General features: G+C 35.7%; 22 protein-coding genes and 1 pseudogene. 19 read left to right on the top strand and 4 right to left on the bottom strand.

Features of this window, described 5'->3' with window-relative positions; translation table 11 throughout:
* Positions 1–197: 197 nt before the first annotated feature.
* From L0M13_RS13545 to L0M13_RS13535, 3 genes are read right to left on the bottom strand one after another with little or no spacing between them, the layout of a single operon-like run.
* Complete coding sequence (locus tag L0M13_RS13545) at positions 198–566, bottom strand: DMT family transporter (protein WP_235197009.1); 369 nt, start codon at positions 564–566, stop codon at positions 198–200.
* A complete protein-coding gene (locus L0M13_RS13540; RefSeq protein WP_235197008.1) occupies positions 563–922 on the bottom strand; it encodes a DUF2304 domain-containing protein in 360 nt (119 codons plus the stop codon). Before L0M13_RS13540 ends, L0M13_RS13545 begins: the two co-directional genes overlap by 4 nt.
* 15 nt (positions 923–937) lie before the next feature.
* Entirely contained in the window at positions 938–1,627 is a 690-nt protein-coding gene (locus tag L0M13_RS13535) for a glycosyltransferase family 2 protein (protein WP_235197007.1), read from the bottom strand.
* Positions 1,628–2,175: 548 nt separating this feature from the next.
* Between L0M13_RS13535 and L0M13_RS13530 the strand changes: the two genes are divergently transcribed.
* The 16 genes from L0M13_RS13530 (at position 2,176) to L0M13_RS13455 (ending at position 18,144) form a co-directional block, all read left to right on the top strand.
* Positions 2,176–2,904 (top strand): YveK family protein, encoded by a 729-nt coding sequence (locus L0M13_RS13530; RefSeq protein ID WP_235197006.1) that lies wholly within the window; start codon positions 2,176–2,178, stop codon positions 2,902–2,904.
* A 5-nt stretch (positions 2,905–2,909) separates the two neighbouring features.
* The gene (locus L0M13_RS13525) at positions 2,910–3,617 is read left to right on the top strand and encodes a CpsD/CapB family tyrosine-protein kinase (protein WP_235197005.1); all 708 of its coding nucleotides are present in this window, start codon (positions 2,910–2,912) and stop codon (positions 3,615–3,617) included.
* Positions 3,618–3,949: 332 nt separating this feature from the next.
* A complete protein-coding gene (locus L0M13_RS13520; protein ID WP_235197004.1) occupies positions 3,950–5,788 on the top strand; it encodes a polysaccharide biosynthesis protein in 1,839 nt (612 codons plus the stop codon).
* A gap of 53 nt (positions 5,789–5,841) precedes the next feature.
* On the top strand, positions 5,842–6,954 hold the full coding sequence (locus L0M13_RS13515; protein ID WP_235197003.1) for a DegT/DnrJ/EryC1/StrS family aminotransferase: 1,113 nt from the start codon (positions 5,842–5,844) through the stop codon (positions 6,952–6,954).
* A 2-nt stretch (positions 6,955–6,956) separates the two neighbouring features.
* Entirely contained in the window at positions 6,957–7,592 is a 636-nt protein-coding gene (locus L0M13_RS13510) for a sugar transferase (protein WP_235197002.1), read from the top strand.
* Between the two features lie 20 nt (positions 7,593–7,612).
* On the top strand, positions 7,613–8,131 hold the full coding sequence (locus tag L0M13_RS13505; protein WP_235197001.1) for a GNAT family N-acetyltransferase: 519 nt from the start codon (positions 7,613–7,615) through the stop codon (positions 8,129–8,131).
* 4 nt (positions 8,132–8,135) lie between these two features.
* The gene (locus tag L0M13_RS13500; RefSeq protein WP_235197000.1) at positions 8,136–8,744 is read left to right on the top strand and encodes a hypothetical protein; all 609 of its coding nucleotides are present in this window, start codon (positions 8,136–8,138) and stop codon (positions 8,742–8,744) included.
* A complete protein-coding gene (locus L0M13_RS13495; RefSeq protein ID WP_235196999.1) occupies positions 8,741–9,202 on the top strand; it encodes a DegT/DnrJ/EryC1/StrS family aminotransferase in 462 nt (153 codons plus the stop codon). The genes L0M13_RS13500 and L0M13_RS13495 overlap by 4 nt, the downstream gene beginning before the upstream one ends.
* A 30-nt stretch (positions 9,203–9,232) precedes the next feature.
* A complete protein-coding gene (locus L0M13_RS13490; RefSeq protein ID WP_235196998.1) occupies positions 9,233–10,291 on the top strand; it encodes a GNAT family N-acetyltransferase in 1,059 nt (352 codons plus the stop codon).
* A 2-nt stretch (positions 10,292–10,293) separates the two neighbouring features.
* Positions 10,294–11,484 carry a glycosyltransferase family 4 protein gene (locus tag L0M13_RS13485; protein WP_235196997.1) on the top strand — a complete coding sequence of 397 codons (1,191 nt, stop codon included), beginning with the start codon at positions 10,294–10,296 and terminating at the stop codon, positions 11,482–11,484.
* A 17-nt stretch (positions 11,485–11,501) separates the two neighbouring features.
* The gene (locus tag L0M13_RS13480) at positions 11,502–12,527 is read left to right on the top strand and encodes a nucleoside-diphosphate sugar epimerase/dehydratase (protein WP_235196996.1); all 1,026 of its coding nucleotides are present in this window, start codon (positions 11,502–11,504) and stop codon (positions 12,525–12,527) included.
* Complete coding sequence (locus L0M13_RS13475; RefSeq protein ID WP_235196995.1) at positions 12,524–13,636, top strand: capsular polysaccharide biosynthesis protein CapF; 1,113 nt, start codon at positions 12,524–12,526, stop codon at positions 13,634–13,636. Before L0M13_RS13480 ends, L0M13_RS13475 begins: the two co-directional genes overlap by 4 nt.
* Positions 13,637–13,638: 2 nt before the next feature.
* Entirely contained in the window at positions 13,639–14,781 is a 1,143-nt protein-coding gene (wecB, locus tag L0M13_RS13470) for a non-hydrolyzing UDP-N-acetylglucosamine 2-epimerase (RefSeq protein WP_235196994.1), read from the top strand.
* Positions 14,762–15,802 (top strand): glycosyltransferase, encoded by a 1,041-nt coding sequence (locus L0M13_RS13465; RefSeq protein WP_235196993.1) that lies wholly within the window; start codon positions 14,762–14,764, stop codon positions 15,800–15,802. The genes wecB and L0M13_RS13465 overlap by 20 nt, the downstream gene beginning before the upstream one ends.
* 12 nt (positions 15,803–15,814) lie before the next feature.
* Positions 15,815–16,921 carry a glycosyltransferase family 4 protein gene (locus L0M13_RS13460; protein WP_235196992.1) on the top strand — a complete coding sequence of 369 codons (1,107 nt, stop codon included), beginning with the start codon at positions 15,815–15,817 and terminating at the stop codon, positions 16,919–16,921.
* Positions 16,922–16,935: 14 nt separating this feature from the next.
* Complete coding sequence (locus tag L0M13_RS13455; RefSeq protein ID WP_235196991.1) at positions 16,936–18,144, top strand: glycosyltransferase; 1,209 nt, start codon at positions 16,936–16,938, stop codon at positions 18,142–18,144.
* A gap of 78 nt (positions 18,145–18,222) precedes the next feature.
* On the opposite strand, the gene L0M13_RS13450 is transcribed toward L0M13_RS13455, so the two are convergent.
* Positions 18,223–19,578: a transposase gene (locus tag L0M13_RS13450; RefSeq protein WP_235196990.1), complete on the bottom strand. Its 1,356-nt coding sequence runs from the start codon at positions 19,576–19,578 to the stop codon at positions 18,223–18,225.
* A gap of 316 nt (positions 19,579–19,894) precedes the next feature.
* On the opposite strand from L0M13_RS13450, the gene L0M13_RS13445 reads away from it, so the two are divergent.
* The 3 genes and pseudogenes from L0M13_RS13445 (at position 19,895) to murJ (ending at position 24,442) form a co-directional block, all read left to right on the top strand.
* Positions 19,895–21,208: a hypothetical protein gene (locus L0M13_RS13445; RefSeq protein ID WP_235196989.1), complete on the top strand. Its 1,314-nt coding sequence runs from the start codon at positions 19,895–19,897 to the stop codon at positions 21,206–21,208.
* A gap of 1,027 nt (positions 21,209–22,235) precedes the next feature.
* A complete protein-coding gene (locus tag L0M13_RS13440) occupies positions 22,236–22,910 on the top strand; it encodes a CatB-related O-acetyltransferase (protein ID WP_235196988.1) in 675 nt (224 codons plus the stop codon).
* A 24-nt stretch (positions 22,911–22,934) separates the two neighbouring features.
* Positions 22,935–24,442 (top strand): annotated as a pseudogene (gene murJ / locus L0M13_RS13435) (murein biosynthesis integral membrane protein MurJ).
* The last annotated feature ends 278 nt before the right edge of the window (positions 24,443–24,720 follow it).

The following is a 24,720-nucleotide window of genomic DNA, read 5'->3' as shown; positions in this document are numbered from 1 at the left end:
ATACCCAACAAGTTGATTTCAGCTAGCTTAAAGGTGATTTCACCCGTGTATCCAGTATCGCCCGACGAAAACTACTCATCCAAACTACTCTCGCACCTAAAGTGAGGTAGTTCCCCCTAAGCGGCACGAACGGTTAAAGAATCCTCAAAATTATTATAAAAAAAGAGCCCCTAAAAGCAGGGACTCTAAACTCACTATTAACGCATTTCACTAATCCCGATAATCGAAACCCCAAGCATGATAAAACACACACCCACAATCTTCCAAAGCGTAATCGCCTCACCGAAAATGAAAAACGCTCCCACAACCGCGATCACATACGCACTTGACTGCAGCGGATACGCCACACTTAGCGGCACCCGAGTTAAAATGAACAGCCACAACACCGTAGCAAGTCCGTACATCGTCAGCCCCGTAAAAATATACGGTGTGAAAAATAATTTAACGACCGAGAAAACAGAACTGAACGCATCCGTATTTTTCTCCATACCGACCTTCCATAAAAACTGGCCGGCAACCAATATCAACGTATTACACAATACCAATAACAGCGACACGATATTCATGAACGAGAATCCTCTTTCCGTACTTCCTGTATTTCACGCTGCAAAAACGCAACGTCCTGCACGAGCGTCTTAATGCGATGCTCTTGCTTCGACAACAAATGCGTATGGTAGATGAGCAAGCTCAACACCACCAAAAACGCCAGTAAAAAAATCAGCGACGGCAAATAACTGATGCCGATCGCGCGGGCAAAATCATTTAAATAAGGCAAAGCAAACGCCAGCACCACGCCGATGATCGAAAACGTCAGCCACATAAATGCGTACTGGTCCGTCAACTTATTCTTCGCCGTCATCCCAATCACCACGATCAAAAAGAACAGGGAAGAAGCGATCACGATGAGATAAACCGTATTCATGAACAAAACTCCTTCCTATATATAAGAACGTATCAGCGAAAAGAACGTCACCTTCGCCATATAATAGACCGACTTCACAGCGGTGATCGAAGATGCACCGCCTTGCCGCGCATTCATCTCGACTTTCGTCTCTTCCACTTTAAAACCTTTGCGCGCAAGTTTCACAATCACTTCCACTTCCGGATAATCCACCGGGTAGTCTTTCGCAAACCACTCGATCACACGACGGTTCACAATCCGGTAGCCGGAAGTCGGATCCGTGATATTCACCCGGGCAATCATGCGCAATAAATAATTGAAATAAAGAATGCCGGTCCGGCGTGTCAAACTGCCTTTATAATTCGACTTCTCCAAAAAACGCGAACCGATCAGCATATCCACATCACGCTTCTTCATCTCCGCCACCAAATGGTGAAGATCTTCCGGATCGTGCTGCCCGTCCGCGTCCAATTGAATCGCATAATCGTAGCCGAAGCGTTCCGCATATCGGTAACCCGTCTGTACGGCACCGCCGATGCCTAAATTCACAGGAAGTGTCACATGCGAAAAGCCGTGCTGCTCGAGAATTTCTTTCGTCCGGTCCGTAGAGCCGTCATTAATCACCACATAATCATATTCATGGAATTGTTCCAATTGCTGGACCGTCCCAACAATGGCCTGTTCCTCGTTATAAGCAGGAACAATAATCAAAATCTTTGAAGTCATTGCCAAAAAGCCCCTTTTTCATAGTCCTTCTCATTATAGGATGAAATTCAAAAGAAGTCATGCCAATTCCTAAATTCATACAATTAGAATAAAAACTGTTCCGTTTAGCTCAGTCCGAGTGGAGAGCAATTTCAAGGCCATAAACCCTTGTTCACCTCCCATCACATAAGGACAAAGTCTATTCATCTCTACTTCTATTGGTAAGAATCTCTTTTCCACAAACTCCCTAAGCTCTGTACGGAAAAACTCAAAAATATCTTCTCAACGCATGGTTTCCGACAAAATATATCCAGCTGGACATGCAGAAATACCTGCATCATTCCCAATAAAGGAAACATTACCTACGAAAATTTTCCAAAATAAACCGCAATACCCTTATAACTTCGTGTTATACTGAGATAAAGAGAAACGGTGAACAGGAAATTATTTACCATCGTTTAGACCAATCGCACTTTAACCGCCAGCTGATTCCCGCATCAAAAGAGGGATTGCCCTGTCATTTAAAGTAAGATAAAACCACATTTACCTTTAAAGGAGTCAAACGGCACATGGAAGAAACCATCTCGTTACAGGAACTTTTTAGCACCTTGAAAAAAAGGCTGGGCCTAATCCTCATCTTGACGATTCTGGCTGTCATCATCGCAGGCGTTGTCAGTTATACCTTGCTGACACCGATTTACCAGACGTCAACGCAGATTCTCGTCAACCAGGAACAGACAGAAGCAACGCAGCTGACCAACCAGAACATCCAAACTGATCTTCAATTGATCAATACATATTCGGTCATCATCAAAAGCCCGGCAATCCTAGACCAAGTAGCACAGCAGTTGGACCTTGGGTTGACGGCTGAACAGCTCAACAGCAAAATCACCGTCAGCAATGCTGAAAATTCACAAGTCGTAAATGTGGCAGTTGAAGATGCAGACCCGGCAATTGCCGTCGACATTGCAAACACGACTGCGGACGTTTTCCAAACGGAAATTTTGGAATTGATGAATGTCGACAACGTGTCAATTTTGTCTCCAGCGGTCATGAAAGAAAATCCTACACCGATTAAACCGAATCCGATGCTCAATATGGCCATTGCCGCCGTCATCGGCTTAATGCTCGGCGTCGGGATTGCATTCTTGCTTGAATACTTGGATACAACGATCAAGAGCGATCAAGATATCGAAGACGTCCTGGGCATTCCGGTACTTGGCATGATTTCACCAATCGAAGAAAAAACCGATATGCAGGAAGCTGCAAAAACTTCATCTAAGAGAAGGGGAGCGTAAACCAGATGGCAAGAAAGAGGCAGAAAAAAGTATTGCAGGAAACTGCGCGTAAAGTAATTTCGTTTACCAATCCCCGCTCTTACGTAGCGGAACAATTCCGGACGCTCCGGACGAACATCAACTTCTCGTCGCCGGATTCAGATATCCGTTCACTGCTTGTGACGTCAGCGGCACCTTCTGAAGGGAAGTCAACAGCTTCAGCGAACTTGGCTGTTGTATTCGCTCAAGAAGGAAAGCGCGTGTTGCTAGTTGATGCTGATATGCGGAAACCGACAACGCATTACACATTCCATATGGGAAATACGCAAGGCTTGTCATCCGTCTTAACTCGCCAGATCGAAGCGGAAACGGCGATCCGGGAAACGGAAATCGAACGCCTCGACTTATTGACATGCGGACCGATTCCGCCAAACCCGGCAGAACTCCTCGCTTCCAAATCGATGGACGCCTTAATTGAACAATTGAAAGAAACCTACGACATCATCATTTTCGATGCGCCGCCGGTTCTTTCTGTAACAGATGGCCAAATCCTTGCCAGCAAATGCGAAGGGACGATCCTGGTCGTCAATTCCGGTACAACGGAAAAAGAAATGGCCTTAAAAGCGAAAGAAGCGATTGCTTCATCCAATAGCCGCTTGATTGGTGCCGTCTTGAATAACTTCATTCTTCCAAAAGACAATTACTATTACCAATACTACGGAGCTGAAAAGTAAAAAGGGCTTCCCTTTTTACTTTTTTCTATGCCTAAATGAGCTCGGAAAAAGGCCTATAAACGGATTTTTCAGTTTAAGACCCCTAGACCCATTCCTCAGGACTATTCATACATAAGCTTTTTAAATAATAAATAAAATGATTTCTTTATCGGGAACTAAGGATTACGTATTCATCAATTTGTAGGAATTGTAAGTAATCTTAGAAATTTTTAACAAAAAAAGTAAGAATTTGTTTTCGAAATCTATTCTTTTCCAAATACTAGTATGCTAAAATAGATTAATAGTCTAAATACCTAGATCTAAAGTACTTAAAAAGGAAAGGAGTGAACGGTGTGTCTTTAAAAAACCGAGTATCCCTGTTGGTGTTGCTGGATTCATTTATTGTCTTCTTCTCCATCTTTATCGGTTATTACTTGCTTCATCCACTGACCAACCCATTTGACAGCATCTTCTTGCTGGCGAGCGCTACGACGATTTTTGTCGCGCACCACGCATTTGCGATGTATTACGGGCTCTACCGGAAAATCTGGGAATACGCTTCGATCGGTGAACTCACCTCAATCTTTAAGGCGGTGACGTTCTCTATCATTGCCGTCGGAATGGTCCAATTTCTCGTGCGGGGAGATGTGCTGCTCCGGGCGCTAGCGATTACGTGGATGCTGCATCTCTTGCTAATTGGAGGTTCGCGTCTTTCTTGGCGCTTGTTCCGGGATATGTTCGTGGGGAGTCAAAAAAGCGACCAGAAACGGACATTGATCATTGGTGCGGGGAGAGCGGGGACACTAGTAGCTCGCCAACTGATTAACAACCCGGAAAAAGGCTTGATGCCGATTGTCTTTGTGGATGACGACATCAAAAAGCAAGGCTTGGAAATTTACGGTGTACGGGTTCAAGGCGGAACCGAAGCGATTGCAGACATTGCAAAAGACAATCAAATCGAACAAATCGTCTACGCCATTCCGTCACTGTCAAAAGCCGAAACCGCAGAAATTATCACCCGATGTGTCGACACCGGTGTCAAAACGCAAATCATCCCACTCATCGAAGACTTAATGACAGGAAAACTGTCCGTTACCGACATGCAAGACGTGAAAATCGAAGATTTGCTTGGACGCGACGAAGTGAAACTAGATATGAATAAAATCCAAGGGCAACTGACAGGGAAGACGGTTCTCGTTACAGGAGCAGGCGGTTCAATTGGCTCTGAAATCTGCCGTCAGATTTCACGCTTTACACCGGAGAAGCTTTTGCTTCTCGGCCACGGTGAAAACTCGATTTACTTGATCGATATGGAACTGCGCAACTCGATCGACTGCGATACCGAAATCATCCCAATCATTGCAGACGTCCAGGATCGTGAACGCATGATTCAGATCATGATGGACTATGAGCCGGATGTTGTTTACCACGCAGCGGCGCATAAGCACGTTCCTTTAATGGAAGGAAATCCAATGGAAGCCGTGAAGAATAATATTTACGGCACGAAAAACGTAGCCGATGCAGCGCATTTCTCCGGCGTCAAGAACTTCGTTATGGTGTCGACGGATAAAGCGGTTAACCCGCCGAACGTAATGGGCGCGACGAAGCGTTTTGCGGAAATGATTGTCCAGAACTTGGCGAAACGCAGCAAGACGAAATTCGCCGCAGTGCGTTTCGGCAATGTACTTGGATCACGGGGGTCCGTTATTCCGCTCTTTAAGAAACAGATTGCTGCAGGGGGTCCGATTACAGTCACGGATGAACGGATGACCCGTTATTTCATGACGATACCTGAAGCATCGCGTCTTGTGATTCAGGCAGGAACACTAGCTGAAGGCGGGGAAGTCTTTGTCCTTGATATGGGAGATCCTGTTAAGATTGTGGATTTGGCAGAAAACTTGATACGCTTGTCCGGCTATGAAAAAGAGGATATAGGGATTAAGTTTGCAGGAATTCGGCCTGGAGAGAAGTTGTATGAAGAGTTGTTGAATTCCGATGAGATTCAGAGTGAGCAAGTGTTTCCGAAGATCCATATTGGGAAGGCGAATCCGGTTAGTGAGGGTGAGCTTACAATTCTATTGGATAAGTTGTTGGATATGGAGACGGATATTTTAAAAGATACATTAATTGCTTTGGCGAATCGTAAGAATGTAGGTGTGAGTGAAAGCAACTTATTAAAAGCTGCAAAATAAATCATTAAATGCATATTAGAAAATTGTAGAGCATCAGGAAGGAAGCACAGACAATGGCAGAACGAATTTTCCTATCATCACCCCATATGAGTGATGAAGGCTATGAACAGCAATACGTAAAAGAAGCATTCGACACAAACTGGATTGCACCTCTTGGAACAAATGTAAACGAATTTGAAAATGAATTGGCTGAAAAAGTCGGTTCCAAAGCCGCCGCCGCCCTTTCTTCCGGGACAGCAGCCATCCATTTAGCTTTAAAAGCAGCTGGAGTCGGAGAAGGGGATATCGTCTTCTGTTCGACGCTCACTTTTTCCGCGACTGCAAATCCAATTATCTATCAAAATGCCATTCCAGTTTTTATCGATAGCGACTACGAAACATGGAATATGTCTCCGAAAGCATTGGAAGAAGCCTTTGAGAAATATCCAGAAGTGAAAGCAGTTCTCTTAGTGCATCTATATGGTTTATCGGCAGATATGGACAAAATTATAGCACTTTGCAAAAAATATAATGTTGCTTTGATAGAAGATGCAGCTGAGTCTTTAGGTACTTACTATAAAGGCCAGCATACCGGAACTTTTGGAGATTACGGAATCTTTTCTTTTAATGGAAATAAAATCATCACCACTTCGGGTGGAGGAATGCTGGTATCTGATAATGAAGAACGAATTGCTAAAGCGAGATTCTGGGCAACTCAGTCTAGAGACCAAGCGAGACATTACCAGCATAGCGAATTGGGCTACAATTACCGGATGAGTAATGTTGTTGCTGGAATTGGCAGAGGACAGCTTAAAGTGTTGGACAAGAGAGTAGAAAAGAAAAATTACATATACGATTTTTATAAGAGCAATCTCAGTGATCTTGAAGGTGTGGAATTCATGCCGAGCAATGACTGGGATCAACCGAATTATTGGCTGAGCGCGATGACATTGACTGGTAAGATCCGTCCGGTTGATGTGATGGATGCTCTTGAGAAAGAGAATATTGAGTCTCGTCCTGTGTGGAAGCCAATGCATTTGCAGCCTTATTTCGAGAAGTATGATTTTGTCGGGACGGATGTTTCAGAGACATTGTTTGAGAATGGGGTTTGCTTACCGAGTGATACGAAAATTTCGGATGAACAGTTAGAGCGAGTTGTAAAGATTATTAGAAGGTTGTGGGAATAAGAATGGTTGTTTCTAAAGGCGGATTATATAAAAGGTTTTTTAAACGGCCGATGGATTTTGTGCTTTCTTTGTTAGCAATTATTGTACTTAGTCCTGTATTTCTTATAGTGGCTATTCTGGTAAGAACCAAGTTTGGGAGTCCAATTTTGTTCAGACAGAAGAGACCTGGGTTAAATGAAGAGATATTTGAGATGTATAAGTTTCGGTCGATGACTAGTGAAAAGGATGCTAATGGAGATTTGTTGCCTGATAGTATTCGTTTGACTAAGTTTGGCAGAATTTTGAGATCTACTTCTTTGGATGAACTGCCGGGGCTTTTGAATATTTTGAAAGGTGATATGTCTATTATTGGACCACGACCTTTAGCTGTTCAGTATTTGCCATATTACAATCATGAAGAAAAGACAAGACATTCGGTTAGGCCTGGATTATCTGGATTGGCTCAAATTAACGGTAGGAATACCGCAACCTGGGAACAAAGATTTTACTATGACATTCAATATGTAAAGAAAATTACTTTTATTTTAGATATAAAGATTATTTGCCAGACTCTTTTAAAAGCGGTTAAGCGAAGTGATATTGGTGAGCGGGGGATAGATGCGCCAATAGATTTTGATCAGTATCGAAAGAAAAAATAAAAGATAGGTGGGTTATTTAAATGAATATTACAGGTGAAAAAGTTTTATTGCGAGCTATTGAAATCTCAGATAAAGAAACTTTGTTGAAAATCATAAATGATTCAGAGACAGAGAATTCTCTTGGTGGATGGTCATTCCCGGTTTCAAGTTTTAATCAAGAGGATTGGATTAAAAATCAAAAGCCTAATATTGGAGTTTTAAGATGCATGATTGACGATAAAAAAACTAAGCAGGTACTCGGTACAGCCATATTATCTGATATAGATTACAAGAACGGTAATGCTGAAATTCATATTAAATTAACTGAAGATGCCAGAGGCAAGGGGTATGGAGCTGATACAATCAAAACTTTAGTAGAGTATGCATTTAATGAGTTGAGGCTTAAATGTGTATTTGCAAGTATCAACGCTTATAATACCCCTTCGCAAAAATTATTTGAGAAATGCAATTTTATCTTAGAAGGCAGACTTAGAAATAGAATTTTTAAAAAAGGGAACTATCATGATGTGTTAGTTCTATCTATATTAAATGAGGAATAACATTATGGAGATAGGTAGTGAATTTTGGTTAGAAAGTGTAGACGAGAATTCAAAACGTAAGACTCCAGATTTCTTGAAGGAATATAAAAATGTAATTTTAACTTCATCAGGAAGGGGAGCCATAACCCACCTCTTACAACAGATGCAACCAAAAAGAAAATCTGCTCTTTTGCCAGCGTATATTTGCGAATCAGTAATTATACCTTTTATTGAGATGGGGTATGAATGTAATTATTACGAAGTAGACGAAAATTTAATCCCATCTATAGAAAGCATAAGGGAATACGAGGATGTTGGAGTGTTTTTACATCTTGGATATTATGGATTTCCAACGAATTCTAATTTGGAAGATGTCCTAAAATCTTTTTACGAGAATTCAACTATTATAATTGAAGATGTCACACATACCCTTTTTTCAAAATATAAAAGATCTAAGTTTAATCATTTTTATGTTGGTAGTATTAGAAAGTGGTTTGGTATACCAAGTGGAGGATTTTTAGCTTCGAAAGATATAATTGATAGTAAACTTGAAGAAAAACCTTTTTTTCTTCGAAAAGACTCGAAGCTCTTATTAATAAGAAGAATTATATTGAAACTGGGAATGTTGAATTGAAGGACAAGGCATTAAGTCAGTTTTCTGAAGCTGAAAAAAATATCAATAAAGATTTTTATCCATATCAAATTGATAGGTTATCATTTGAAATTATAAACTCAATAGATGAAGAAGAGCTTATTAGAAAAAGAAAAAGTAATTATTTGATTTTAAGTTCTGGCTTAAAAGAAGTATCTTATCTTCAACATACTTTTTTGAAAGAAGATGATAATACGTGCCCTATGTTTTTCCCAGTACTTATCGAAAAAGAGCTCAGAAATGCGGTTAGAGGTAAACTTGCTGAGCAAGGAATATACTGTCCGATTCATTGGCCGATACCACCACAAATTGGTACAGATGTTATCTCTTCAACCAAAGAGATTTATGAACAAGTTTTATCAATTCCTTGTGATCAAAGGTACGATCAAGAAGACATAAAAAAAGTTTTAACAGTATTTAATTCTATACATTTAAGATGAATATTCAGTATTAAATAAGGAAGTGGATTCGTGATTTCAATAATTACTAATGATGAAACTGGAAAATGGAACGAAATAGTAAAAGGGTTTACAAACTTTGATGTTTATTATTTAGCTGAATATACAAAAGCATTTGAGGTTCATGGAGATGGAGAACCTATTCTTTTTTATTATCAAGGAAATAACTTTAAAGCTATCAATGTCGTCATGAAAAGAGATATTGCACTAGATGAGAAGTTCGAAGGGGAAATTCCAGCACAAACATATTTTGATATCGCTACTCCCTATGGCTATGGTGGATTTTTGCTAGAAGGAGAAGTAACGGAGGAAAATATTAGTCTACTAAATAGAGAGTATAGTTCCATCTGTAACGAAAAAGGGATAGTTAGTGAATTTGTACGTTTTCATCCGATTTTGAAAAACTCGAATAGATTAACTTCTATGTATGACGTTGTAGATTTAGGTAAGACAATTACTATGAAATTAGAAACCCCAGAACAGATATGGAATGATTTAATCGGTAAAAATAGAAATGTTATTAGGAAAGCCAGAAACGCTGGAATTAAGATTTATTGGGGCCGTAATTCTCAACTGATTGAAAATTTCATAGAAATGTATAATGCTACCATGGAAAAGGATAATGCTAAAGATTACTACTATTTTAAAGAAGATTTTTATGCAAGCGTACTTGAAGATTTAAGATACAATTCAATGATATTTTATGCTGTTTATGAAGAAAAGATAATATCGATGTCAATGATATTATTCTCAAATAATCAGATGCACTACCACTTCTCTGCATCTGTTAAAAATCATCAACATCTGGCCCCGACAAACTTATTACTCCTTGAAGCTGCATGTTGGGGAGCAAAAAATGGCTACAAAACTCTTCACTTGGGTGGGGGTCTTGGCAGTCAAGAAGATAGCTTATATAAATTTAAAAAAGCATTTAATAAGAATTCGGATACTATATTCTCTGTGGGAAAAAAGATATTTTCTGAAGATATTTATATAGAATTATTAAAAATAAATAAGGGGAATCACACAAAAGAAAGTACTTCTAATTTTTTCCCGAAATATCGAGGTTAATTATGAACATAATTTTTTTAACGGTTACCGATATTAACTCAATACATGAAAAAATGATATATACAGATTTGCTAAGAGAATTCATTGAAAATGGACACAATGTTTATATCGTAAGTCCTTCAGAAAGAAGATACAAAAAGAATACAACTTTAATTGAAGAAGAGAACTCGCAGATTTTAAAAGTTAAGATTGGCAATATACAAAAAACTAATATACTTGAAAAAGGCATATCAACTATCTTAATTGAAAACAATTTTAAGGCAGCTATAAAAAAGCACTTTAGTAATATTAAGTTTGATTTAGTCCTCTATTCTACTCCACCAATTACATTAGTGAGTACTATAAAATATCTTAAAGATCGTGATGGGGCAAAATCTTATCTAATGTTAAAAGATATTTTCCCTCAAAACGCTGTAGATTTAAATATGTTTAGTAAGAAAAACCCTATATATAATTTTTTTAGATTTAAAGAGAAAAGATTGTATATGCAGTCAGACTATATTGGATGCATGTCTCAAGCGAATGTAGATTTTGTTTTAAAACATAACCCCAATATAGAGGCCGGGAAAGTAGAAATATGTCCAAATAGTATTCAACCTTTAAAAGTGAATTATGATAAAGAAATTAGAAAAAAGTACAATATACCATTGGATAAAACTGTTTTTATTTATGGAGGAAATCTTGGGAAACCTCAAGGCATAGATTTTTTAATTGAATGTTTGGAAGCTAATAAAGAAAGTGATAAAGTTCACTTTGTAATTGCTGGATCTGGAACTGAATTTAATAAAATTGTATCTTACTTTAATGTGAAAAAACCTTCAAACGCTCAACTTTTTCAACAACTTCCTAAAGAAGATTACGAAGGTTTAGCTAACTCTTGTGATGTCGGTTTAATATTCTTAGATCACCGTTTTACCATACCTAATTTTCCTTCTCGTTTACTTTCATACATGCAAGCTTCCATGCCGGTTCTTGCTGCCACAGATCCTAATACTGATGTAGGGCAAGTAATAGAGAATGGAAGTTTTGGATATTGGTGTGAGAGTAATGACGTAAAAGATTTTAATCAAAAAGTAAGTAAATTAACTAATAAAGATCTTACAGAAGAAATGGGCAAGAACGCTAGAAAGTATTTAGAAGAAAATTACACTCCCAAACATTCTTATGATGTTATCATGAGTCACTTTGAATAAAAGAAAGAGGTTGGATTATGTTTAAAGATAAAACGTTATTAATAACTGGCGGAACAGGTTCTTTTGGGAATGCTGTGCTAAACAGATTCTTAGATACAGACATCAAGGAAATCCGCTTATTCTCAAGAGATGAAAAAAAGCAAGAGGATATTAGAAAACGCCTTAACAATCCTAAAGTCAAATACTACATTGGAGATGTTAGAGACATAAATAGCATTAATACTGCTATGAATAACGTGGATTATGTATTCCATGCTGCAGCATTAAAACAAGTGCCATCATGTGAATTTTTTCCAATGGAAGCAGTTAAAACCAACGTTTTGGGAACGGAAAATGTTCTGAATGCCGCAATCCAAAATAAAGTTAAAAAAGTTATCTGTCTCTCAACTGATAAAGCAGTCTATCCAATCAATGCCATGGGGATCTCCAAAGCAATGATGGAAAAAGTAACTGTCGCTAAATCGAGAACTGTAAGTGTCGATGATACAAACATTTGCGGAACACGCTACGGAAATGTTATGGCTTCCCGTGGATCAGTAATTCCATTATTTATAGATCAAATTAAAGCTGGAAAACCTTTAACTATCACAGACCCAGAAATGACTAGATATCTAATGTCATTAGAAGATGCAGTTGAATTGGTTTTATTTGCTTTCTTAAATTCAAATCAAGGCGACATATTTGTACAAAAAGCTCCTGCTTCTACGATCGGTGAACTAGCTCAAGCACTTAAAGAGTTATTCAAAGTTGATAATCCTATTGAAGTGATTGGTACACGTCATGGGGAAAAATTATATGAAACTCTCCTTACTAGAGAAGAAATGGCTGTTGCTACAGATATGGGTGGGTATTATCGTATACCAGCAGACAACCGCGACTTGAACTATAACAAATACTTCACTGAAGGTGAAGAAGAGATATCTGAAGGTTGGGAATACAACTCTCACAATACACACCGTTTAAGTATGCAGGAAATTAAAAATCTATTACTTACATTAGATGTTGTTAAAGAAGAATTGGCTAATATGGGTGTCACACAATGACAAAGATTTTAGTGACAGGTGCAAATGGATTTGTCGGTAAGAACTTAGTGGCGGAATTAAGAAATCAGGGTCATGAAGAGTTATATCTATTAAATAGAGAGAACTCTTCTGAGGACCTTGAAGAATTTACGAAAGACTGTGACTTCGTTTTTCATTTGGCAGGAGTTAATCGGCCCCAAAATGAAATTGAGTTCATGGAAGGGAACCAAGCTTTAACATCACAATTGCTCGGTTTTCTAATTAAAAATGAAAACAAAGCTCCAGTATTAATTACATCCTCGATTCAAGCAGAAAAAGAAAACCCATATGGCCAGAGCAAAAAGGCCGGCGAAGACGAAGTGTTTGCATATGCAAAAGAAACAGGTGCAAATGTGTTTGTCTATAGATTGCCAAACTTATTTGGGAAATGGAGTAAGCCGAATTATAATACAGTAGTTGCAACTTATTGTTATAACGTTGCTAGAGATTTGGATATTCAAGTCAACGATCCAGCTGCGCTTTTGGAATTAGCTTACATTGACGATGTGATAGAGGAATTTTTGAAAGCTCTTGAAGGAATACCGACCATCGATGAAAATTTTTGTATTGTACCAGTTACACATAAAATTGAGTTGGGCCAACTAGCAGAACGAATCAGAAGCTTTAAAGAAAGCAGAATCTCTTTGGCTGTTCCTGAGATGAGCGACGAACTAACCAAGAAATTATACAGTACTTACCTAAGCTTCTTGCCTAAAGATAATTTTTCATATGATTTAAAAATGAATGTGGATAATCGCGGGTCGTTTACTGAATTCCTCCGTACCCCAGATTGCGGTCAGGTTTCGGTAAATATTTCTAAACCAGGCATTACTAAAGGAAATCACTGGCATCATACAAAAAATGAAAAGTTCTTAGTAGTTAGTGGTAATGGCTTAATCAGGTTCAGAAACATTGATTCAGAAGAAATTATCGAATATTACGTGAATGGTGACCAACTGCAGGTTGTAGACATTCCTACTGGCTATACACATTCAATTGTAAATGTGGGGGAAACAGACTTAGTTACAGTAATGTGGGTGAATGAAAGCTTTGATCCGGCAAATCCAGACACTCACTATTTGGAGGTTTGAAGATGAAGAAGTTAAAAGTAATGACTGTTGTTGGAACAAGACCAGAAATTATCAGGCTCTCAGCAGTCATCAATAAATTAGAGGAATCAAATGCGATTGAACATATTCTTGTACATACTGGTCAGAACTATGACTATGAGTTGAATGAAGTTTTCTTCGAAGATTTTAACTTAAGAAAACCGGATTATTTCTTAAATGCAGCGAACGGTACTGCTGTTGAAACAATAGGGAATATTCTTGTGAAGATTGATCCGATTTTAGAAAAAGTTCAACCAGAAGCATTATTGGTACTTGGCGATACAAATAGCTGTCTCTGTGCAATTGCTGCAAAGAGAAGACAGATTCCTATTTTCCATATGGAAGCTGGAAATCGTTGCTTTGATCAGCGCGTGCCAGAAGAAACTAATCGTAAAATTGTTGATCACACTGCTGATATCAACTTAACATACAGTGATATTGCTAGAGAATATCTCTTAAGAGAAGGTTTGCCAGCAGATCGAATTATCAAAACTGGGAGTCCGATGTTTGAAGTTCTTAACTCAAGAAAATACGATATTGAGAAATCAGATATAGTCAACAAATTGAACCTAGAAGAGGATAAGTATTTTGTAGTATCTGCTCATCGTGAAGAAAATATTAGTTCAGAAAAGAACTTTATGGACTTGTGTGAGAGTTTAAATGCGATTGCAGATCAGTATGAGATGCCAATCATAATCAGTACACACCCTAGAACTCAAAAGATGATTGATTCTAAAGGTATTAAGTTCAATTCATTGATTAAAACGATGAAGCCTCTAGGGTTTAATGATTATGTGAAGTTGCAGATGAGAGCTAAAGCTGTTTTGAGTGATAGCGGAACTATAAGCGAAGAGTCCTCTATTCTTGGATTTAAAGCACTTAATATCAGACAGGCGCAAGAACGTCCTGAGGCATTGGAAGAAGCCGCTGTTATGATGGTAGGACTTGGGCAGGAGCGAGTTTTACAGGGTTTAGAAGTTCTAGAAACTCAAGTAATGAGTACTCTTAGAAAAGTAGAAGATTACAATATGCCAAATGTATCAGAAAAAATACTTAGATTAATAATTTCTTTAACAGACTATGTAAATAGAGTAGTGTGGGGGAAAAATGAAAATCATTATAAATAATATGGCAGCTACTTCTGGTGGTGGACTCTCTATATTAAAAGGGTTTTACGAGTATTTAATTAAATCAAAAGAAGCTAAAAATCATGAATGGGTCTTTTTATTAAATGATAATTATATAAAAGAGACTAAAAACATTAAAGTTATCGTTTTTAAAAAAAATTGGATCAGAAGATTGAAATTTGACTATATTTCTGGTAAAAAAATCATAAAAAAATTTAATCCTGATGTTGTATTCTCAATGCAAAATACCATAACTTATGGATTAGATGTAAGGCAAGTTGTTTACATGCATCAATCGATACCCTTTCAAAAAACAAAAAAATTTTCTTTTTTTAAAGCTAATGAAAGAAAATTAGCTGTGTATCAACACATTATTGGTAGTTTAATTATCAAATCTTTAAAGAAAGCAGACAAAATAATTGTTCAAACAAAATGGATTAAAGAAGCTATAGTTCATAAGGCAGGTATTTCTTCTTTAAAGATTGAAAATATACTTCCTCCTATGCAAAAAAGTGTTCAATTGTTGCAAAGAAGCTCATTTAATAAAGAAAAGTTTTTTTATCCCGCTTCGAAAATTTCTTATAAAAATCATAGTTGTATATATGAAGCAGCAGCCATTCTAAATAATGACGGAATTACTAACTTTAGTGTTGATCTAACTATCAAAGAAAACAAAGAAGTTAAAAACATTAACTTTTTAGGTGCATTATCATTTGAAGAAGTTTTAGAGAATTATAAAAACTCTACTCTTATTTTTCCTTCGTTAATAGAAACTGTGGGTTTACCGTTAATAGAGGCTAAGCAACTTGGAATAATAATTTTAGCTGCAGATTGTGAATATGCAAGAGAAATATTGTCAGGTTATAAGAATGCTTATTATTTTAATCCATATAAACCTAAGGAATTAGCAAAATTGATTGATAAGGTTATTAAAGGAGAGATTAAGAAACACAATATTGAAGTAAATTTTAATGATGAAATTAATACTTGGAGCGAAGTGGTAGATATTTTGATTAAATAAGGAGAATGAGTTATGAAAGTATTATGGCTCACTAACATCCCATCACCATATAGGGTAAATTTTTTTAACGAATTAGGAAAAAGATGTGAACTCACTGTTCTATTTGAAAGAAAACATTCTAAAGAGAGAGATAAAAGTTGGAAAGATTTTAACTTCGAAAATTTCAAAGGAATTATTTTGAAAGGTATTAAATTTAAAACAGATAGCTCCTTGAGCTTTGAAGTTTTAAAATATTTAAAAAAAGGGAATTATGACCGGATAATTGTTACAAATTTTTCTACTCCTACTGGTATTATAGCTATAGAATATATGCGTTTAAATAAAATTAGATATTCACTTGAAAGTGATGGTGGTTTTCCGGGCAATCCTAGTGTTATTAAAGAAAAAATCAAAAAACATATAATCAAAGGGGCAAACATGTATTTTAGTACTGCTGTAATACATGATGCATATTACGAAAAATATGGAGCAAATCCTAATCAAATTTATAGATATCCTTTCACTTCAATTTATGAAGAAAACATTTTAAAAAATCCGGTGAATCAAATTAATAAAAATAAAGTTAGAAAAGAACTTGGTATTAAAGAAGGTAAAGTTATTTTATCTATAGGGCAATACATTTCACGTAAAGGTTTAGATGTATTAATAAAAGCGGGAGAAGATATTAATCGTGAAGTAGGAATATATATAATCGGCGGAGAACCAAAAGAAGAATACATTGAACTAAAAAGAAACTTAAATTTAAGTAACCTGCATTTTATTGATTTTCAAGTACCAACAGAACTACAAAAGTATTATAAAGCTGCTGATCTGTTTGTTTTGCCAACACGTGAAGATATATGGGGTTTAGTAATTAACGAGGCTATGGCACACGGTTTACCAGTCATTACTACAGACAGATGCATTGCTGGTTTAGAATTGATTAAAAACGGTACTAACGGTTTTATCGTACCAGTTGATAATAAAAAAGAGTTAGGAAAAAAGATAAACAAAATACTAAATAACGAAATTTTGCAATATAAAATGAGTGAAGCTTCATTAGATATAATAAGTAAAAATTATACTATCGAAAATATGGTAGAAGTGCATTTAAAGATTCTGAAAAAATTTAAAGAATGAAGGAGGGGTGTTTTGTGAAGTTACTGTATCTCGGAAATGCTATCAAAAATGAAGAGTGCGATAAATTTGCTGGCCCTTCAATTGCAGGTAATAAAATGCAGTTGGGCTTAATAAAAGCTCTTCATAAAAAGTTAGGTAAAGACTTAACGGTGTTAACAGAATATCCCATCGCAGCTTATCCAACTGAGAAGAAAGTGTTTATAAATAATAAAAGTATCGAAATAGCTCCAAATTTACGTAGTAAAAAAGTTCCATTTATAAATATATTTCTAATTAAACAAATAACAAAGATTTTATTCGCAACCTTTATGATATTAAATTGGTGTTTAAAAAATAGAAAAGAAGAAAAAATTATAGTTTGTTTTAATTCTTATCCTGATATTGCTACTCCTATTCTATGGATTAGTAAGATAATAAATATACAAACTGTTTGTATTTTAGCAGATCTTCCTGTTAATAAAGTAGTGAAACATAAGGGCTTGAAATTTATAGCTAGAAATTATGAAGAGCGAATAGCAAAAAAAAATATCCGGAAATTTGATTTATTGGCTGTTCTTAACAAGAATGCTATTATCGAATTTGCTCCAAACTCAGATTATGTTGTTCTAGACGGCGGTTTTGATATTTCTTCGGTTCCTACTAATAGATGTGGAGGGCAGTGGCTTGAAAAAGAAGATGAAAAGACTAAGATCCTTCGTGTGTTATATAGCGGTTCATTAACTGAATATAATGGTATTAGAAATTTAATCGAGGCAGCTAAATTAGTTGAAAATAAGAAATTCTCATTAGAAATTTATGGAAGTGGAGAACTGTCAAAGTTCGTGGAAGCTGAAAGTAAAAAAAATGAAAATATAAATTTTTATGGGAAAGTTTCTTCCGAAGAGATTGTAAAATTACAACAAAACGCATCACTCCTAGTAAGTCCTTTACTACCCGAAGACTCTGTAGCTAAAGTTGCATTTCCATCTAAGATTGTTGAATATTTACTTAGCGGGACACCTGTTGTAAGCACTAAAGTAAGTGGCTTAAATGAAGATTATTTGCAAAACCTATACACATTCAATGATACTAATCCTCAAACGTTTGCGAATACAATTGATGAGATTTTAATAGAAGAAAAGGAAGTATTAATTTCAAAAGCAGTTAAGGCAAGAGAATTTATAATTAAGGAGAAAAATTGGGATAAACAAGTTAAAAAAGTTTTTTTAAAGTTAAATCATTAATAAATGAATCAATTTCATAAATCGCCCTTTTAAAAAAGTGTAGACGGTTTTTCGGACCATTTTTCCTGTTTTTAAAATTTAAGCGGCTGCTAAAGCACAGTTTCTAGCGACTTTCAAACGATCGCTCGCCAATCGGGACGCGTTGTAAATCAACGAAACGAGTTCAAAATGGATTTTCGCTTTCTTGCCTGTCCGGTGTCGAACATTATTCAAATCGAAATACTCCTTCAAGTAAGCGTTGACGCGTTCCACTGCGGCGCGCTGTTTATAGAACAGCGTCCATTTCAAGGAACCTCTGGCAGGAGACGTATATTTTCGAAGGTCTACTGACCTTTTGATTTTAAAGATTTTTTGGCAAAGGGAATCGTCTTTCAACGGACACGTCGCACATTCTTTGGGACGCGTATATTTCAAGGTTTCGTATTTGGCGTCATAACTGTCGTAGCGATACGCGTGTTCCCGAACGCATGTCGGCGCGAAATGCTCATCAAACCCGATCACTTCGCCTTCCCTGCGCGGGTTGTAAGCGATGACGGCGTGAAGGTTCATCTCCTGCAGTTGTTGGTAAATGGGTTTGTAATCGTAACCCTTGTCCAGGATGCCCGCTTGAAAAAGACCCGGCATCGTTTGCTGGATTTGCTTCAGGAGAGGGATGGCGGCTTTTCCATCATTCAAGTTGCCGGAACTCATGAGCCCTCTGATAATGTATTGGCTGATCGTGCTGACAGCTAAATGAGCTTTGTAGCCGAACCAAAATGTGTTTTTTCCATCACTATTTTTCTTGATGCCCCATTTCGGGGCAACGGGCATCTCGTTTACCAGCGCCTCTGTGGAGGCACCCAATTGATGGACAATCTCTTTTTCGTAGAGCGTCTTCTCAGCTTCCTGTTTTTGTTGGGCGGCTTGCCACTCAGCTTGTTCGGCTTTCGGCTTCCGTCCTCGTTTTTTCGGAGTTGCTTTTTCTTTTTTCTCAGCCGCTGCCGGTTTGTCGCGTGCTTCGAAATGCGTGGCATCAATAGCCAGCGATTCCTCTGTGATGAAACCTTCCTGGATCGCTAGAGCCACAAGCACGTCTTGCACTTTCGACAGGGCATCCGTTTCACTGATCGCTGCGATCATGCGTGAGTAAGAAGCTTCAGATGGGACGTCGTCCGATAACAGAAACCCGCAATCGAACCGAAAAAAAGGATCTTGTTTCAGGCGCTTCACCAATAAGTTGATCGTCGGAATACGCTCCCCCACACGAGCGATCAACGAATAAATCATGGCACCGTAATTGAGTTCTCTCGGCGCGCCGCGATGCGTCTTCTTGTCGAAGATGCGAAGAAGAGGACCCAGATCTGTTGTCGAGAAAATGGCATTAAATCGATGGGTAGGTTCCATCTCAAATAATTCATGCATGTCAAATAGGTTATCTTGTCTTATAATAGGCATAGAGCGCTTTCCCTCCTGTTTGTGTATGTTGTGGTGACTACCATTATACAGGATTTGGGGAGGTGCTCTATTTTCTTGAGATATTACACTTAGAGCCGCAAGGGCTCGGAATTATGAAATTAACTCAGATGTAAAACTTATAAAAATTTTAACAGTAAATCTTTTCTATAATCAGTGTTAAAATTTTTAAATATAACATGGCATTATTATTAAAGGGTATAAGATCTATGTAACTTGCAAGACAATGAGAGACTCGTGTGTCTTCAAGCTATAATTCCTCATTTTTCTTTGCTATGGAATTAAGGAGAAAAATCAAATGAAAAAAGAAGTGAATTTGAAGGTGCATGGAAATATTTTGAAATTAAATGTTTTAGAAAGTTTCCATGTTCTATTATTAATAATCATTTTATTATGGTTTAGCAACGAATTTGTTCGTACATCTATATCGTTTTATGTTATTTCTTTTATTTATTTGATTTGGATAACTTTAAGTATACTTAGAAGACCAAAGTTTATAGACATTATTCTTGGTAGTTCTCTTTTTTTGATTCTTTGGGTTCTAAGTGTAATTTCCAGGTCTTTAATAAGGAATAGCGGTTTATCATATGAAGTTATTTATTCAATAACTTTATTAATGATACTTACTTTATTTTTATATTATAAAGACAAAGGAATTAGAATAAAAAAAATTATATTTTTTACAATAATGATAGGTTATATTAGTACTGGCATAGTTACTTTAGTTTTTCTTAATATTGACCCAGATTTGGTTAGATATGCAGGCGCAGGTCTTACACAAACAGAAGGATTAATAAATGAATACGGAAATGGAATAAAATTCATTGGATCTTGGGATTATATATATTCTTTAGTTGGTACTGTAATAATATGTATTTTAATTGCATTAGTAAATATTAAAACTAGAATTTCATTGATTTATTTCATATTAGCTATTTTCTTCACAATTATTGTTTTTCAATCATCACTCTCAACAGCTATATTTTTACTTTTGATTTTAATCGTTTTAATTTTAATTCCAAAAAGAAAAAAGATGAAAATAATGTATTTTTCTTTAATTTTAACAATTTTAGCTTTATTAGTTCCGTTATCTCAAATAATTATAAGCTTCTTATCCTTAATAATTGATAACCCGGCTTACTTTTATAAAATAATAGAATTCCAAAAGTTGTTAAGTGGAGAATATCAATCTTTTTCTCAATTTTATGGGCGAAGCGATCTTGTAGCGAATTCTTTAGTTACTTTTATTAAAAATCCTTTATTAGGGGTTTATGGAATTCTTCCTTATGAAATGGTCTCTAACCACAATATTGTTAGTGGACATAGTCAATGGTTCGATGATTTAGCAAGATATGGAATAATTAGTTCCATGTTTTTCTGGATTGGAATTTTCAAAATATCGAAAGTTTTACGGAAATACGCGAGTTCGAGAATTCATAAAAAGTTTGTAAATATAATTTTACTATACGTATTATTATTAGGATTTTTAAATCCTGCTTTATTAACTCATATTTTTATTTTAGTGTTTTTAGTTTTACCTTTTTCCAGTTCGATAGGCAGAGTTCAAGAAAAAGATGATTCTAATATTATTGTTAAAACTAAAATAGGATAAAGAAGTAAAAAAAATTTGTAAATTTTTTCACTTGCGCTGACTGTGAAATTAAGCTTGATGTTTGGACAGCCATTATCAAAGGTAGATAAATATAAAAGCTTTTAGTAATCCACTAACGATGTAATTTCTGACCAAAGTAAAGCATAAGAGTGTTCTCGAATATCCTTTTCTATATTACTACGGTTGGAATGGTCATGATTGAATCCAAGCACCACCAAAATGCCGTTGTGATGATAAATGCAGGTTTTGAAACAGTTAGAGACAGCTCAACAATTTCTTCTACTATCTGAAGGGATATACGAGCATCGATTTCTATACACAATACGAGAAAAACGTAAACTATTGCTGGCGTCAAAAGGTCGTATTGCTGAAGAAGCATCCTTCCTACAGTCAAGATATGTTGGCGTAGAGCTGTATGCCGGATGTCATAATCAAATAGGCAGATATGGCAGTCGAATATTCTATCCCTACGCTTTATCGCATGTTCAACAATCGTGTTTTGGCTGCTACCGCACTTCGGATGAAAGAAATATGGAAAACAAACGTCCGCCAAAACGGTCGGAAAAGTAGGCGTTTAAACGACATATTTTCGAATGAGAAGCCGCCTTTACTTCTTTCCAGAATGAGTTTGGGCATATCTAAGGCGCCAACCACAAATGTTCGGTTATTACACTGGTTTAATGGCTGATTTCTCCATTTTGCTATGAAAAAAACTCCAAAGGCCCCTTTGAAAAGACTGCTTGGTAAAGGGGGAGAGACTTTAATCAGCTAAATCAAACGTTCAGTTCATAGTGTCTAAGAAACGGATCAACATTCCGAGGAAGTTAAAAGATTATGAAATAAACCTGGAGGCAATTTTTAGTCATCGGAATGGAGAAGGTTTGTCTAGCTTAAATTGAAAAAAGGGAAATGTTCATAATTTAAATTCAATAGACGGATTGGAATGTATAGTGATAAAAGTAAATATTAAATTTAGATTTTTACTTTTACTTATAGCAAATTGTTTTTGAATGGAGGTTTAATGTTAATGAAGAGAATAATCGTAAGAATTTATTCAATTTATTTATCTCGAAAAACTAAATCTATAATAAATAGAAAAGTTTTATTAAATAGAGAAACAGAGTTAGAAGGGTATAACAAAGTTGGATATAAAAGTTCAATATCCAATACAAAGATAGGTTATTTAACATATATTGGAGAGCATTCAAAATTAAACAACTGTAATATAGGTCGATTTTGTTCATTAGCTGATAATGTGCAAATAATTGTTGGAAAGCATCCTTCACACACTTTTGTATCTACACATCCAAGTTTCTACACTAAAGAAAATTATATTTTGAAAAGTTTTAATATAGATAAAAGCTTTTCTGAAATTTCTTACATTGATGAAAATAGAAGAGTAGTTAATATAGGAAATGATGTTTGGATTGGTTCTGGAGTGAAAATAATTGATGGTATATCAATTGGAGATGGGGCAATTATTGCAACTGGTGCAATTGTGACTAAAAATGTTGGTCCATTTGAAATTTGGGGAGGAGTTCCAGCAAAAAAAATTAAAGATCGATTTACAGCAAATCAAAAAGAACAATTATCTCAAATTAAATGGTGGAATAGAAAAAACGAATGGTTGAAAGAATATTCTGATAGTTTTTCTGATATTGATCAATTTATCAGTGTCCAAAAAAAGAGATATAAGATTTAAATAAAACTTTCCTGGGGTAATTAAATGAAAAAAACTGCTTATATACTAATGATATTAACTATTTTTTCGCAAATAGTAGCTTTTATAAGAGATTTAATTTTGGCATATTACTATGGAACAAGTTATGTAAGTGATGTTTTTTTAATTTCTTTAACTATACCTCAAACAATATTTTCGTTTATAGGTGCTGCAATAGCATCCAGTTTTATCCCACTTTATAATAAGGTTTTCGGTAATAAAGGGCATAATGAAGCAGAAAGTTTTACCAATACTTTAGTTAGTATGATTACGATTTTTAGCATATTTACGATTCTAATTACGTATATATTCACAGAAGAAGTCGTATTGCTGTTTGCGTCAGGTTTTGAAAGAGAAAGTCTGAATCTTGCAGTAGATTTTACTAAGATTACAATTATAAGTGTTTTATTCTCTGGCTTAATATTTATTTATACTAGCCTTTTGCAACTGAAGGGAAGCTTTAAAGCATTTGGTTTAATGACCATTCCTCTTAATGTCATTATGATTATATCTATAATTCTGAGCCATGAATTTTCGGTTTATATTATGGCAGTAGGCTTTGTTATTGGAACCGGATGTCAACTTTGTTTTTTACTATTCTTTCTTAAAAAGAATAAGTATAAATTTTCATATTCATTTTCATTTAATAATCCTTATATTATAAATTTATTAAAATCTTCTTTACCTGTACTAATTGGAATATCGTTTGTACAAATAAATATAATTGTAGATAGAACTATGGCCTCTTACATTGCAGTTGGTGGTATTTCTGCTATTACATATGCAAGTAAATTAAATGCAGTTGTACAAGGGGTATTTGTAGCGTCATTAGTTGCTGTAATGTATGTTCATATTTCAAAATTAATAAACGAGAATAATATGAAAGATTTTTATACAACTATAAATAACACAATTAATAATATAAATGTGTTTGTAATTCCTATAATGATAGGATCTATATTTTTTTCTAATGAAATTATCAATGTACTATTTGCACGCGGGCTTTTGATTCTAGCTCAGTTTCATTAACAAATTCCGCTTTAATATTTTATTCTTTTGGAATGATTGGGTTTGGAATTCGTGAAGTTATTTCTAGAAGCTTCTATGCAATGTTAGATACGAAAACTCCTATGTTAATAGCACTGGTTGCTTTAATACTTAATATAGTTCTTAATATTATTTTATCTCAGTTTTTAGGACTTGCTGGATTAGCACTAGCAACTTCAATATCTACTATAATTTCCTCGTTCATTCTAATTGTAGTCTTTAAAAGAAAAAATGGCTGGGACGGATATAAAGATATAGTTACTATGAATTTAAAAATATTGTTTATCTCTTTTGTAACAGTAATTATCTCTAAACTAATATATAATGTTCTTTCATTCTATATTTCGAATAACTCTGCTTTTATTATTGTTATCTTTTTCTGTTTAATCTTTTATGGATTACTTTTGTTCAAATTAAAAATAGTAGATTTTTCTATAATTCTTAATCGCTTTAAAAAAACCCCTTAATAAATTTCTCAACTTTATTAAGTGAGTTAATTTCATAATTCCGAGCCCTTGCGGCTCTAAGTGTAATATCTCAAGAAAATAGAGCACCTCCCCAAATCCTGTATAATGGTAGTCACCACAACATACACAAACAGGAGGGAAAGCGCTCTATGCCTATTATAAGACAAGATAACCTATTTGACATGCATGAATTATTTGAGATGGAACCTACCCATCGATTTAATGCCATTTTCTCGACAATAGATCTGGGTCCTCTTCTTCGCATCTTCGACAAGAAG

Origin of the sequence: Planococcus sp. 107-1 (assembly GCF_021513255.1) — a bacterium.
Taxonomy (GTDB): domain Bacteria; phylum Bacillota; class Bacilli; order Bacillales_A; family Planococcaceae; genus Planococcus.
This window is presented reverse-complemented; position numbering and strand designations above follow the sequence as displayed.